Source organism: Candidatus Kaiserbacteria bacterium (genome assembly GCA_016699245.1).
GTDB lineage: Bacteria > Patescibacteriota > Minisyncoccia > Phycocordibacterales > UBA918 > Damh-18.
Map to the genome: position 1 here is coordinate 226,632 of CP064968.1, position 14,430 is coordinate 241,061.

The 14,430-nt window shown below is 44.3% G+C and carries 13 protein-coding genes; all 13 read right to left on the reverse strand.

What is annotated here, in order from left to right; translation table 11 throughout:
* Nucleotides 1–44: 44 nt before the first annotated feature.
* On the reverse strand, nucleotides 45–1,364 hold the full coding sequence (locus IPH92_01055; GenBank protein QQR65154.1) for a peptidoglycan DD-metalloendopeptidase family protein: 1,320 nt from the start codon (nucleotides 1,362–1,364) through the stop codon (nucleotides 45–47).
* A 24-nt stretch (nucleotides 1,365–1,388) separates the two neighbouring features.
* Complete coding sequence (gene gltX / locus IPH92_01060; protein ID QQR65155.1) at nucleotides 1,389–2,753, reverse strand: glutamate--tRNA ligase; 1,365 nt, start codon at nucleotides 2,751–2,753, stop codon at nucleotides 1,389–1,391.
* Nucleotides 2,754–2,761: 8 nt separating this feature from the next.
* Nucleotides 2,762–3,901 (reverse strand): UDP-N-acetylglucosamine--N-acetylmuramyl-(pentapeptide) pyrophosphoryl-undecaprenol N-acetylglucosamine transferase, encoded by a 1,140-nt coding sequence (locus tag IPH92_01065; protein ID QQR65156.1) that lies wholly within the window; start codon nucleotides 3,899–3,901, stop codon nucleotides 2,762–2,764.
* Between the two features lie 26 nt (nucleotides 3,902–3,927).
* Nucleotides 3,928–5,031 (reverse strand): cell division protein FtsW, encoded by a 1,104-nt coding sequence (locus IPH92_01070; GenBank protein QQR65157.1) that lies wholly within the window; start codon nucleotides 5,029–5,031, stop codon nucleotides 3,928–3,930.
* A gap of 1 nt (nucleotide 5,032) precedes the next feature.
* A complete protein-coding gene (locus tag IPH92_01075) occupies nucleotides 5,033–6,106 on the reverse strand; it encodes a hypothetical protein (GenBank protein QQR65158.1) in 1,074 nt (357 codons plus the stop codon).
* 8 nt (nucleotides 6,107–6,114) lie between these two features.
* Nucleotides 6,115–7,173: a D-alanyl-D-alanine carboxypeptidase gene (locus IPH92_01080; protein QQR65159.1), complete on the reverse strand. Its 1,059-nt coding sequence runs from the start codon at nucleotides 7,171–7,173 to the stop codon at nucleotides 6,115–6,117.
* 2 nt (nucleotides 7,174–7,175) lie between these two features.
* Nucleotides 7,176–7,739 (reverse strand): SMC-Scp complex subunit ScpB, encoded by a 564-nt coding sequence (locus IPH92_01085; protein QQR65160.1) that lies wholly within the window; start codon nucleotides 7,737–7,739, stop codon nucleotides 7,176–7,178.
* 76 nt (nucleotides 7,740–7,815) lie between these two features.
* Entirely contained in the window at nucleotides 7,816–8,568 is a 753-nt protein-coding gene (locus IPH92_01090) for a segregation/condensation protein A (GenBank protein QQR65161.1), read from the reverse strand.
* 79 nt (nucleotides 8,569–8,647) lie between these two features.
* The gene (locus IPH92_01095; protein QQR65162.1) at nucleotides 8,648–9,484 is read right to left on the reverse strand and encodes a hypothetical protein; all 837 of its coding nucleotides are present in this window, start codon (nucleotides 9,482–9,484) and stop codon (nucleotides 8,648–8,650) included.
* Between the two features lie 144 nt (nucleotides 9,485–9,628).
* On the reverse strand, nucleotides 9,629–11,011 hold the full coding sequence (locus IPH92_01100) for a leucyl aminopeptidase (protein ID QQR65163.1): 1,383 nt from the start codon (nucleotides 11,009–11,011) through the stop codon (nucleotides 9,629–9,631).
* Nucleotides 11,001–12,347, reverse strand: a complete 1,347-nt coding sequence (aspS, locus tag IPH92_01105; GenBank protein QQR65164.1) for an aspartate--tRNA(Asn) ligase — start codon at nucleotides 12,345–12,347, stop codon at nucleotides 11,001–11,003. Before aspS ends, IPH92_01100 begins: the two co-directional genes overlap by 11 nt.
* A 269-nt stretch (nucleotides 12,348–12,616) precedes the next feature.
* Entirely contained in the window at nucleotides 12,617–13,561 is a 945-nt protein-coding gene (gene trpS / locus IPH92_01110; GenBank protein ID QQR65165.1) for a tryptophan--tRNA ligase, read from the reverse strand.
* Between the two features lie 84 nt (nucleotides 13,562–13,645).
* Complete coding sequence (locus IPH92_01115) at nucleotides 13,646–14,410, reverse strand: hypothetical protein (protein QQR65166.1); 765 nt, start codon at nucleotides 14,408–14,410, stop codon at nucleotides 13,646–13,648.
* Nucleotides 14,411–14,430 lie beyond the last annotated feature (20 nt).

Genomic DNA, 14,430 nt, shown 5'->3' on the forward strand with positions numbered 1-14,430 from the left:
ACAGCACAAACGTCATACACGCAAAACTTGACAAAGTACGTAATCTATTGCGGAAGGTATACCATTGGATCTATGTACGCATCGGATGCTGCCACTGGCGTTGTTGCAGCACCACAGCTCGTGACTGCTTTTATTTCATTAAATTTGCGTACAGAAACTCCGGCCTTTGCATATACGGTGAAGTGTAAGTGGGGTCCAGTGGAGTAGCCGGTGTTGCCCGAGTAGCCAATAATCTCCCCTGTCGCAACTTGTTGCCCAGGAACAACGCTTATAACGCTCTGGTGTGCGTAGAGTGTTGATAGCCCGTTGGCATGATCGACGAGTGTCCACTTGCCCCATGAGTAACAGCCCGGGACTGCATCAGTGTTGCCAGTTGCGCGCACCGTACCCGAAAGTGGTGCCATAATTTTTGATCCTGTTGGTACACCAAAGTCAACGCCTGGATGGTATGCGCGTCCACCGTAGACTGACGCGTTTTGCTTTGCAAATTCAGTACCACCAAAAAGTTGAGTGATTACTACGTTCGACACTGGCCAATTGAATACCTGTGTCCCACGCGCAGGAATGGTGTTGGGGTCAAGAATAAATTGAAGTTTTGATTCAAAGTCACGCATCTCTTTCAGTACAGCGTCATACTCAGTCTTCTTAGCTTTAAGAAGTTTTTGATATTCAACTTCTTTGTTTTTAGTAGCAGACAGTAGCCTCGATTTTTGAGTTGAGTTGTCAACAAGCACTTCATTTTGATCACTATATTGCTCTTTAAGGCCAAGAAGCTGCTCGCGCTTGTGTGTTTGTGTTGCAAATTGTCCGCTCAGTAATTCTTTTTCAGCACTCAGGTCAGTAAGTTTTTCGCGCATGACAAGTCGCATTTGTTCGAGCTCATCGATGCGTCCCCAAAACTCTGAAACATTGTCATATTCTAGAAGTACTTCTATAAAAGATCGGTCGTCCGTCTCACTGAGCATTTGAATTGTTTCGCTTACGGCTCTTTGATTGAGTGTGATACTTGCCTCGGTGACATCTATCTCGAGAGCAAGTTTGTCAATTTCCAAATCAGTAGCGCCGATTTTGTTTTGGGTGTACTTAATATCAGACTGTACTTTTTTTCGTTCAAGCTCGAGAGACGAAATTGCTTTTTGAAGAGTATTTTTTGTACCGCCCACTTTTTTAAGCTCGGTTTGATACCCGGCAATTTCCTGCTCGATTTCTTTTAGACGAGAGTTACGCTCGTTGATTTCAGTTTGGAGCACCTCCGCCTCAGTAGCCGCATGTGTAATAGGAAGACTCACAGAAAAGAGTACACTTACCATGAGTAGGTGTACACAGACAGAATTAAAAAAAGCAATGAATGAGGGTTTTCGCATAGATTCTACTGCACCAAAGGAAGTCTATGATGCTCTAAGAATTGTATCACACGCGGTAATGACTCTTTTGTATGACTCTGCAGAACCGATAATATGTATCACACAGAATGGGTCAGGAGATCGCTCACGACCAGTAAGAGCAACACGAAGTGGCCATAGTACTTCTCCCTTCCCTGTGTCTACTGCATAATCCCAAATAAAAGATCGTGCCTCATCAGATGAAAGTTCTTCAGGCATTTGAGCAATAAGTTCTGCAAGTTTTTGAAGACGAGAGAGTGATTCTCGTGGGCTTGCATCGTTTTTCCACGCTATAAGTTTCGGATTGTGTTCGGGGGGTTTAAAAGCAAAATCGTACTCCCCTGCTTCGAAGTCACTAAAAACCTCATCACGGGTACTACTGCGTTCTTTGATAAGTGGTATTACTTTGCGAAGCCGATCCGGACTAAACTGCGGCAATGCAAAAAGAGCATCAGGAAGAATAGTCTCAATATATGCACCGAACTCTTCAACTGAATAGTTCGTAAGATACTCTTTGTTAAACCATTTGAGTTTATCAATATTGAAGACCGCACCGCTCTTTTGGATACCAGAAATATCGAAAGCCTGAGTAAGTTCTTCGAGTGTGTACTTCTCTAGATCAGTGCCAGGATTCCAACCGAGAAGTGCCAGGTAATTAATGATGGACTCTTTGATAAAGCCTTGGCGTTCGTATTCGCTGAGCATTACTGCACCGTGACGCTTCGAAAGTTTCGACCTATCGGGAGCAAGGATAAGCGGAAGGTGAGCGTAGATAGGACGCTCAGCCCCTATGGCTTCTTGAATAAGAATCTGACGTGGTGTATTCGAGATATGATCTTCACCACGAATTACATGAGTAACACCCATCTCGTGATCGTCGACGACAACGGTAAAATGATACAGGGCATCATCGATAGAGCGTGCAATTACAAAGTCACCAAGTTCAGTAGTATCAAAAGTAATTTCACCACGAACTTCATCTTCAAAAGTAATAGTGGTGTTAGGATTTTTAAGGCGCACTACATCAACGTATTCACCAGGGCGCATCTTACTTTCCTCGTGACTTACGTATGCGCGGCCTTTTGAAATGGCTAGCTCAAGGTATCCACGATAAATGGCGGTACGTTCTGATTGACGGTACAGGGCGTCCCAGGACATCCCGAGCCATTCGAGTCCCTCAAGAATTTCCTCCTCATATTCTTTCTTACTGCGCTCTTTGTCGGTATCTTCGATGCGCATAATAAAGGTACCATTATACTTTTTCGCATACAGGTAGTTAAAAAGAGCCGTACGTGCAGTGCCGATATGCAAATGCCCTGTGGGGCTTGGCGCCATGCGCGTAACCACAGCCGTATTCTGAAATTTTGACATAATTGAGTTTAGTGTTCTATTGAAACTTTAGTGATGAGGTTGGTGATGTGGAGCGCTGCGTCCTTTTTAGCAAACGCGCGTGCTGCTCCTGCCATCGTGTCGTAAATTTCACCATTTTGCATAATACGTTCTATTTCTGCGCGAAGCAAGTTGTCCGAAAGGTTTTTTTCTTCCATGACGAGAGCTGCCCCAAAACGAGCGTATGCATACGCATTAGAGCGTTGGTCGTGACTGATATCTTCAGGAATAGGAATAATGATAGAGGGCTTACCATGGAGTGCAATTTCATATATGGAAGTACTACCCGCACGTGAAATGACAAGAGAAGCAAGATGATATGCGTCATTTAACATGACCGAGTTTAAAAATGCGATGGGGTGATAGTGCTTGCGAGACTCTTGATCAGGGATAAGAGCGTCTGCTGTCGCCGTGCACATATTGAAATGAAGCTCGCCTGTCTGGTGGATAACAGTGCAGTCGGGGAGAAGTTCGTCAAGTGAGTCGAGTACCATAGCATTAATGCGCTCTGCTCCTTGCGAACCTCCGATAATGAGGATGACGGGACGTTCTGCATCAATACCAAGAGTTGAAAATGCATTTTGTGTGGGAGGAGTGAGAAAAACTTGACGAATAGGAATACCAAGTAGGTGTTGTTCTGCTTTTGTTGGAGGAAGTGGTACATTGTCGTATGAAGTTATCACATGGCGTGCAAAACGGAGTCCAAGACGATTCGCCTTCCCCACTACTGCATCTGATTCATGGACAATAAGAGGAATACGAAGTATGGCAGCGGCGATAACTATGGGCACACTGGTGTAACCTCCCTTACTTACCACAACATCGGGGTACAGGATGAAAAGCTTAATAAGCGCAGTGAATGAGCCGAAAAAAGTCTTGAAAACATCAAAATAATTGAGAATTGATGCATAGCGTCGTCGCTTCCCTGCATTCACCTTGATGAACTCAATACCTTCATTGCGTAGTGTTTCGGAATCGTATTCGTTTGGACCAGCATAGTAGAGTTCAGGTCGGCTTCCGGCTAAATTAAATTGTTCTGCAATAGCAATAAGTGGGTAAAAATGACCACCAGTACCACCGCCGACAAATAATACTTTGCGATGGGAATCAATGTTGGTGCCTTTGAACATAGTAATATACTGAAGATTATATCATGCTACCCTTGCGATGGACGGCGATATTTAGACACACTGAGTACAATCCCTACAGCACCAAGAGTCACGAGCAGTGCCGTACCACCGTGGCTAATAAACGGTAAAGGTAGTCCCGAAAGTGGTGCGAGGGCCACCATAGCAGCAATATTGAGAAAAACCTGTGCGAGAATGATAGTAATAATACCAACGACAAGAAGCATCCCAAAAAGATCTGATGCGTGAGTGGCAATCCGATATCCACGTAGTGCAAAGCCTGAAAAAAGTATCACAAGTATCATTGAGCCAATGAAGCCAAACTCTTCAGCGTAGACCGCAAAGATAGAGTCACCAATAGGCTCAGGAAGATACTCAAATTTCTGAATACTCTGTCCAAACCCACGTCCCATAAGTCCGCCTGAGCCCACCGCAATAAGGGACTGCTTGATTTGATATCCAGAACCCTGTGGGTCGAGCGAAGGATTTAAAAATATTTCGATACGATCCTTGATGTACGGACGTGTGAGAACGAGGACTGCAATGAGAAGTACTCCTCCCATAATCATGAAAAAAACATCTCGGTATCGACCTCCAGCAGTGATAAACATTGCAAGTGCTGCCGCTATCATCATGAGGAAGGTATCGGTATCGGGCTGCATGAGGAGTGGAATACCCGCTATTGCAATGAGGCCAAGAAATGGCATGGTGCCCCTGGTAAAACTCTTCATCTGCGACTTCATTCCGGAGAGCCAGGTGGCGATATATATCACGAAACCAATCTTCAAAAGCTCTCCAGGCTGCATGCTGAATCCGCCTATCTCGAGCCAGCGAGTAGCACCGCCGTGTGATGAGCCAAGACCAGGTACAAAAACAAGCGCTGTAAGAAAAAGAGTTACAAGAAAAATATAAAATGCATATTGACGCCACCAGCGGTAATGAACGATACTCGCAAGAAAAAGTGCAGCACTTCCTCCAATAATACCAAACACAATTTGCCCGAGTGCGACAGAAGAAAAACTTGCACCATCGCGGGCAAGAAGACCAAGTGACGCAGAAGAGAAAATAGAGAATCCAATCACCACGAGTACGTAGGTAAGCACGAGGAGTGTTCTGTCGAGTGTATGGTGCATGTCAAAATGCAATAGCAAGCAAAGTGCCAATAATCGCGAACACAAAACCAAGTATCCAATAGCGCATCGTCACCTTCTCTGCAGGCCAGCCCGTTGCCTCAAAGTGGTGATGGAGAGGTGCAATAAGAAAGAGTTTTTTCTTACGAATTTTTTTTGAAAGTAATTGAAGTACATCCGAGAGCACGGTGAGTACAAGGAGAATCCCGATGATGGGAAGTATAGATACACCTTCCCCACCTCCAATGGAGTCAGTCATAAATGCAACAATGGTGAGTGACATCGTGAGTGCCATGATGCCTGTTTCAGTCATGTAAAAACGTGCAGGAGGCACATTAAACCAAAGAAATGCGAGAATTCCTCCCACAATGGTCGCACAATACGCGGCTATGTCTATTTGGTTTTGATAGACCGCAATACCTGCATATGCGGTAAAAATAAACATGAACGTCCCGCCCGAAAGTCCATCAATACCATCGATGACGCTTGATGCATAAATAGCAATAGCAACAATTACAAAGAAAGGAATGAAGAACATACCGAGGTCGAGAGGTCCGTAGCCAATGAGTTGTATCGAGTGTACATCAAGTCTTTCATAGAACCACCAGCCGGCAAAAAGTGCCGTAAGGCTCACAACCATGAGTCTTTGTGAAAGGGGTAAACCGCCAGCAAAGTGTGTACCCGTGCCACGTACAACAAGAAAGTCGTCAAGAAACCCAACTGCTGCACCTACAAGGAGTGCAGAAAGCGGTAACCATGTTTGAGATCGACTGAGGAAATCGAGTGAGCCAAAAATTGAATCCGGGCAAATAAACTGCAAAATCCAAATAGAGAAAATAGTAAGGAGAACACTCGCCCAAATGACAATGCCGCCCATGCGTGGAGTGTTGGTATCACGCTTTTGGTGGAGCGCATCAAAAAGTGGTGTTTCTCCGCCACCATAGCCAGCACCTTTTCCTGGTTTTTTCTTCCACATTTCAAATTTGTACAAAAAGTGCGTGATGAGTGGCGTAATGAGAATACCAAAAATGAAAGCAATTGCTGTAGGTGCGAGGACTTTGATGATTGTAGTTTCCATATAAGAATTTATTCTGCTTGATTAGAAACATGAACCCGAGCTCGTTCAATGAGATCAAGAGTATCTTTGAATCTTCCCTCCTGTGAAGAGCCAAGTACAACAACAACTACAGGGTGATTCAGTCCCACATTCACTGCAACGACCAAATTACCGCCTGAAAGGCTGGTGTAACCAGTTTTGGAAGCGATGAGACCGTCAATGTCACCGGTGTAGGTGTTGGTATTCTTAGTGGTGTGACTTTCGCCATTTACGTTACGCACTGTGGTGAGATCAAGCGTCGTGAGCGCGACTGCATCAGTAATGTGAGTTACCACATATTCCATGAGCATTGCAATGTCACGAGCGCTTCCGTATGCACCCGCTTCTGTCGCACTCACATCAAGTCCAGAGGTGTTCTCAAAACGAGTTTTGGACATGCCGAGTTCTTTAGCCTTTACATTCATTGCATGAACGAAGATTGCATTTGGGTCTTCATGTGCATCTATTGTTTGTCCCGCACGTGCACCAAGTGCTGCCGCACCATCATTTGAAGAAGAAATGAGAGTGAGATCAACGAGATTTTCAACAGTAAAGCTCTCACCTTCTTTTAGACCACTGTCTCCCTCTACTCGGATTGCATTTTTCGTGATTGAGACACGGTCTGAGGGGTCAAGAAGTTCGTACGTAACGAGTGCAGTCATGAGCTTGGTGATCGATGCAAGTGGGCGGACATCATCGCCATTTTTGTTGAAAAGAATGCGTTGTGCCGATACGTCCCACACAAAGGCACTGCGCGCTTCAAGTGAAGTATCAGCAAATGCATTAACCTTTCGAGCCATTGCCTTTTCTTGCACAGAGGGTATGGTGCTTACCTTGACATCAATCGTCTTCTCTTTAGTAAGTGCGCTTGACGCTCCTAAGTAGGTGACACCAAACACAAACACAAGTAAACCAAGCGCTACTCCAAGTTGAGGTACAACAGGAATCGGTGATACTTCCTTTTCATCATTTTGCACTTCTAAGTCATGCAAAAAAACTTCAGGGTCTTCGAGTATCGACGTGGTGTGATTTTTCTCGAAATTAGACATGATTACTCTGTAATTGGATTAGAAGTTTGCTCTTCTGCAATAGATTGTTCTTCAAAGACATCAATAGCGTTCATCACTTCAGCAAAATCTTGCATTTCTTCCCGAGCGGTGATACCGAGATGTTGTAAGAGAGACGGTGTTACTGCATAGATAAAAGAACGAGAGTCAGTAGGATGTGCACGTCGCTCCACAAGACCACGAATGAGTAAGTTACGTAGGATGAATGCCGAGTTCACCCCACGTACACGATCAATCTCCACACGTGAAAGAGGACCACGATATAGCACAATAGCAAGCGTCTCTGCACCAGCTTTGCCGATGTCAGTGCTTAGTTCGTCCTTGCGGAGTTGTTCGATGAGCTCACTCGCTTCCGGTGCAGTGATGAGTTGCACACTGGTGTCAGTAGTAAGAAGACGTATGCCGCGATTCTGAAGTACGTTGGCGAGTGTAGCGAGCCCTCCCGTCACTTCCTCAATGGATACGCTCAAAAAAACAGCAAGTGCCTTCAAAGACATAGGCTCAGTTTTGTAAAACAAAATCGCCTCAATGCGTGCATTAAGTTCCATTGCGAGTAGTATACCAATTTTTACACAGATTTTTAGCTCTTACGAAGTACATCTGGGCATAAAAATGGGTTGCAATCTACTGATATCGTGGTGTAGTGCTTCGTTCTTGTTCTATTTCTATTTCGAGAAAGTGTGCACTCTGCCGTACCATCACTTTTCCCTGCTTCACCATTTCAAGAACAGCAAGAAAACCAACAATAATAGTAGAGCGCTCTTTTGTATTTCCCGTAAAATCTCTAAACTTGCACGTGAATTGGCGCTCGATACGATGAGTGAGTTTGTCTATCATTGATTCAAGAGAGACTACCGTGCGTACCTGTACTTTTGGCTTTTCGACTTTCTTTGGAAGATTACGAAGAACGTCACCCATGGCGGTATGAAGGGTGGTCACTGATGCGTACTTGTCGGGAAGAAATAGTGGATTTTTATCGGGGACAAATGGACGCTCATACAGGACTCTTTTCCCAAAGGTAGATTCGATTAATTTTCCTGCAGTTCTAAATATTTGATAGTACCGTAGACGCTTTTCAAGTGACTCGATTGTTTCCTCTTCTGTTTCCGTGAGTTCAAGCACAGGAAGAAGAGATTTTGATTTGAGAAGGAGGAGCGTTGCAGCAAGTACAATGAAGTCTGCCATTTCTCGAAGTGGATTTTTTTCAAACTGCGCTACGTATGCCATGTAGTCGTCAGTGACAGCAGCAAGTGAAATATCGTTCACGAGAAACTTTCGTTTTTCAATGAGATCAATAAGTAAATCCAAAGGCCCCGAATACGCATCGGTCTGGATACTGAAACGACTTGTCGTTTGTGGTGTTTGTTCTACGTTCATTATGATATTTTAGCACTAAAAACAATCAAAATATAAAGTCAGACAATCAATTGTATGTATAAGGGTGTCTTCCAGAATGTTAATGAACAACGTTACATGACATATCCTTTTTAGCCCCGTCTATGGTTATGGGGACACGTTCACCCTTAAATATTCCATCTGCTGTAAAAGTAACTCCCCAAGTAAAACGCGAGTGCTCAGCAGGACAAATTCCAAAAGATGGATCAATTCCTGAAACTCTAAATTGGCTCGCACCACCTTTTGGAAAGATCACCTCATCAACTAAAGGTTTTGCATTCTTATAAAAAACAAACGAATCACCGTCCCAAATATCAACTTGGTATTCTTTTCCGAGTGCACTAATATCCCAAATAGGAATTCTCACACTATTAAACTTCGGGCTTCCATCAAAGGCTCGCCAGATGTAGCCAACAGTAATATTTGATCCGAGTTGCCTCTCGCTTATAACTAATTCATTAATAGAATTCTGAACTGTTTCATCAAAAATTATAGTGGATGTAGATATTGCCTCTGTTTCATTTTGTTCTTTCGAAATTGTAGATTCCTTTTTTTGAACAACGGGTTTATCCATCGGTAACTCTGTTACAACTTTTTTCGATATAGAATTTTGAACTGTTTCATCAGTAACTATTGTTGATGTAGATACTGCCTCTGTTCTATTTTGTTCTTTTGTAATTGTAGATTCTCTCGTTTGAACAATGGGTTCATCCATTGGTAACTTTTCTACAACTTTTTCTGATGTTGTCTCATTAGAGTCATCTTGTCCTGAAAAATTTTGCTGTGTATTCGGTGTTACCGTGATTTCTGTTTGTGTATCCTTAGTGAAGATAAAATATATTAAAATCACTCCAAAAATTATTGCAGTAAGAAGGATTATCTGAACTAGATTTTTCATTTGATCCAATTTTACCACGAGCACGGCAATCAGAGTGCGCATCTTTCCCCATCGTATTGCATAGGTCATCCCTATGAGAACACATACTTATGAAATGTTTTATACACAGGGTTACCCTGTGTTGACACAGATATGTAAGTTTGTCTAGAATTTTTCAGCGATTTTTACAAGCAATCTCATTGGCTCCCCCGTGGCGCCTTTGGCGAGTTTGTCGCTGGCTACGGACGTCATACGTGGTGCCATATCTATGTGAACCCATTTCATTTTCTTGGTGAAGTGCGAAAGGAATGCACCTGCAGTAATGGTGCCTCCGTAGCGTGTATCGCCAGAATGAATATTGGAAATATCACCGTGTACTCCCTTTGTGTACTGTGTGTATTCGTCCCAGAGTGGTAGTGGGAAGGTGTAGTCGCCACTCTCTTCGCCGAGGTCACGAAAGGCGTCTTCAAGCTTTCTGCTCTTTGTCATAATCACATGTGCATGTTGTCCTACTGCCACGAGTGATGCTCCAGTGAGTGTCGCAATATCGACCACCAACTTCGGCTCATACTTTCGTGCGTAGTGGAGTGCGTCCGCAAGAATGAGTCGCCCCTCTGCATCGGTATGGAGAACATCAACGGTCTTTCCCGACATCATAGTGAGTACATCACCAGGACGAATGGCATCATCGCCGACGTTGTTTTCAACTGCAGGAATAAGCCCAATACAATTTTTCTTTAGCCCCAGTTTTGCAATCGCCGCAAGAGCAGCAATAACTGCTGCGCCACCCGACATATCCATATGCATTTCGTACATGGCCATACCTGGCTTAATTTGGAGTCCTCCAGTATCGAAGGTAACTCCCTTCCCGACTAATACAATTGGTTTCTCAGTCTTCTTTCCGCCAAAGTATTCAATAATAATAAATCGCGGCTTATGCTTCGATCCTTTCCCTACCCCAATAACGCCACCCATACCGAGTTTTGTAATTTGCTTTTCGTCGAGAACAGTTACCTTTGCTTTGGTACCCATGAGAATTTCTTTTGCCTTCGATGCAAGTATTGTGGGGGTCATATCGCTTCCGGGGGTGTTTGCTATGTCTCGGCACATATTGGTATAGGTGGCGAGGGTGATACCGTGCGCGACGAAGTCGCGCACGGTCTTCACGTCGTCTACAAGCAAAGCCACTTCTTTGAGAGCGTATTTTGGCTGTTTGCTCTTGTATGTGGTGTATTCGTAATTAGCAAGGATAAGATTTTCTGCAATGGTACTCCAGAACCACGCTTCATCATACTGAGCGCATTTTGGAAAAGTGGTGTACGAAAACGTCAATGCAATTTTTTCTATCTTATGACGTTTTGCCGTTTGTATTACATTACGCACAAGTGTGCGGAGGGTACGGGGTGTTACTTTTGCTAACTTCCCAATATTGATTTCGAGTATTTCACTTTTTCCCTCACGAATGATTCGCTCGATGCCCTTTTCTGTAAATACCACCTGAGTGTGACCTCTCGTTGACTTTCCCGTTTTTTCAACGTTAATCTGCATTGTCTTGTGGCTTAGAGAGGAGTGTGTCGATGCGGTTGATATCGCGCGGGAAAAGTGTTGCTTCTTTTACGTTTGAGAGCCCACAAAACTTTGCAGTGAGACGCTCGAGCCCAAGTCCAATACCTCCATGTGGTGGAATGCCATACTTAAAGGCCTGAAGATAAAATTCAAATTTTTCCGGATCAAGCCCTTTTTCCTTGATGCGTTCAATGAGGGTGTTGTAGTCATGCACACGCTGTCCACCTGAGCACATTTCAAGCCCACGGAAGAGCATGTCGAAACTACGGGTGAACTCTGGATTCTCTGGCTCTACATGTGTATAGAATGGGCGTTTCTTTGTGGGAAAATGGGTAACAAACACAAAGTCTGAACCGAGGTGCTCGTGTGCATAGTCACAAAGGAAACGTTCGTCTTCAGGTTCGAGGTCTGGTTCTTTAGTTTTATCCACACCCGTTTCTTTTTTGATAAGTTCTTGTGCTTCACGAAGGGTCATTACAGGAAAGGCTTCAGGTGCAAGTGGTACAGGCATACCGAGAAGTGCAAGTTCCGCAGAACACTTTGTTGCAACTGCTTCCGTGATTGCGCGTGATAATCCGGTCACCATTTTTATCACATCAGTATGGTCCTTGATGAATCCCATTTCGAAGTCGAGCATTGAGATTTCACTCAGATGACGTGTCGTTGCGCTTTTTTCTGCACGGAACATGGTACCTGAAGTAAAGACACGCTCAAAGACACCCACCATCATTTGCTTATAAAGTTGAGGGCTGGTTGCAAGGTACGCGCGTTGATTGTTGAAGTAATCTACTTGGAATACTTCTGCGCCACCTTCTGCATCTCCACCCACAAGTTTTGGTGCTTGAAATTCTACGAAGCCTTGGCTTATGAGGTATGCACGGTAGGCGTTGATGATGGTGTGTTGCACGGTAAATACCGCACGTTCGCGTGGGCGGCGAAGCGTGATGGGGCGATTATCGAGAAGGGTGTCGAGGTTGAGTTCTGAATCGAGGTCAAACGGAAGTGCTTGTGCAACACCGAGGACTGTGACTCCCGAAATTTCGAGTTCAATGTCACCGTTTTGCACTTTTGCATTTACCATCTTTTCTTGGCGCGCATGTACAAGGCCAGTTAATTCAAGTGTGTAGCCCGGCTTTACCTCCTGTACCGACGCGAGCAACTCTGGTTTACCAAAGATGATTCCCTGAATAATACCCGTGCGGTCACGAAAATCAAAAAATGCTACCTTTCCTTGGTTACGAATAACACTCACCGAGGCTTGGATAGTTACATTTTGCTCAAGGTAATCCTTAAGGTCTTTAATTAAAATTCTTTCCATATCGTTTATGTGTCAGCAGAGGAAATTAAAATACCGCCCCCACAGATATATTAAGGAATAATGTATCGATAGGGGCGGTTTCTAAATGTTGGGTTTCGTAAACCCAACATGAGAGATTCCGCGGTGCCACCCTACTTCCCTTTCTCTTGCAAACCATTCGGTTTTGCAAGAGAAAAAGCTCATTTATGCGCTATACGGGCGCACCCGGTACCTCGGCAAGTGTCAATTGCGTCAGTGGTAATGTCATTACTATATAAGCCAAGAACGTATTAGTCAACGATACCTACCTTGGAACGGACTATACGCATCTTTGACTCAGCATGGTCACGAGCACGCTTTGCTCCGTCCAGTAGCACTTGGCGCACCACTTCATCAGTAATAGCTTCTCGTTTTTCACGCATAGGTGCAACCAGTGTTTCAATGTCTTCAATAAGTGCTTCTTTGAGGTTTTTATACTTCCCTGCATGCTCGGTGTACAGTGCCTCAAGTTCTTCAGCTGTTCTAAAAAGTGAGTGAATGGCGTACACATGCTGTGGGCGTTCACCCGATGAATCAGTCACAATGCTCATGACTGCCTTTGCAATTTCGTCCCTTGTCCCAAAGAGTGGAATGGTGTTTTTGTAACTCTTACTCATCTTTTGACCATCAGTGCCAGGCACAACGCCGACACTTTCCAATATCATCTCCGCTGGTGCAATGAAGGTCTCTCCATATGCATTATTAAACTTCGTCACTGCTTCGCGTGCATACTCAATGTGCTGACGCTGGTCCTCCCCTACCGGCACGATATCAGCATCGTAGAGAAGAATATCTGCCGCCATGAGCATAGGGTAGTTGAAGAGCCCCGCACTCGCCTCCATGCCTTTTGCAACTTTGTCTTTATAAGCATGCGCCTGCATGAGAAAAGGTACCGTTACGAGACATTCAAACATCCATGCAAGTTCGGTGTGTTCAGGTATATCGGATTGCTTAAAAATAACAACATCATCAGGACTCACTCCTGCCGCAAGGTAGTCACGTACGATATCAAGCGTGTTTTGACGCAGCAGTTGTGCGTCACGTACACTTGTGAGCGCATGAAGGTCGGCAATCATGAGATAACTCTCGTACTCACCACACACATCCTTAAAAGGCTTAAGTGCACCAAAATAATTACCAATATGGAGTGTCCCTGAAGGCTGTAGCCCCGTGAAGAGTCGTTTTTTGTTGCTCATATCTCAAAATAGTACCAAATTATGAGTAACTATGAAAGGTAATAATAGAAAAAAGAGGCAAACGCATGAGCGCCTGCCTCCCTTCTACTCAGTGCTTATTTTCATTCCGATGAGTACTCTCATCCGCCCATCATCCGGTAGATGTACCACCGGTACCGTCACAAAGAATTTGATTTTCGATGACACCTTCCATGTCACAAGTGGTCCAGTTCCAAAATCTTTTTCAGCGTAGACACCAAACTGAAAATCACCAAACTTTTTTTCAATTGATGCCTTATAAATATAAGGCTCACTTCTATCCTTCAAATAGCGTTCGAAGAGGATTGAAGCTTCGTACTCATCTGACCCATAATACATCCAGGGTGCAATGACTGTTTTTCGACTTCCATCGCTCCATGCACTACCAAAACCAAGTCCAAACTGCCAGTTGCCAAATTTCTTGGCAAGACCAGCGTATACTTCCTGGAATTCACGGTCGTAGTATCCAACTGCAAAAACCGAGAGATCTTCCCCCAAAGGGATGGGAGTTTCGATGTACAATGAACTAGATGTAGAGCTGTCACGCTTTGCCTTACCAATTCGATGTACAACGCTTAACTCAGCGTACACAGCACTTTTTTCCATCGTGTCTGGCATTACTTGACCATGGTCGCTTGCATACGCAACCCGTGTTGTATTCCAGTTTTCTGGAAGTAATTCTTCTTCAGCTTCAGAAATTTCTGTTGATGTAAGTGTTGGGGGGAGCGAAAGGTTGGTGTTCCAAGGTGATTCATATGCATGTGCACTACTTCCGAAAGCAGTGGCAAACGCAAGAAAAGCAAGCATGCAAAGTGCAAAAATCCTTTTCATTTTGTAGCCTTTCTCCTGAT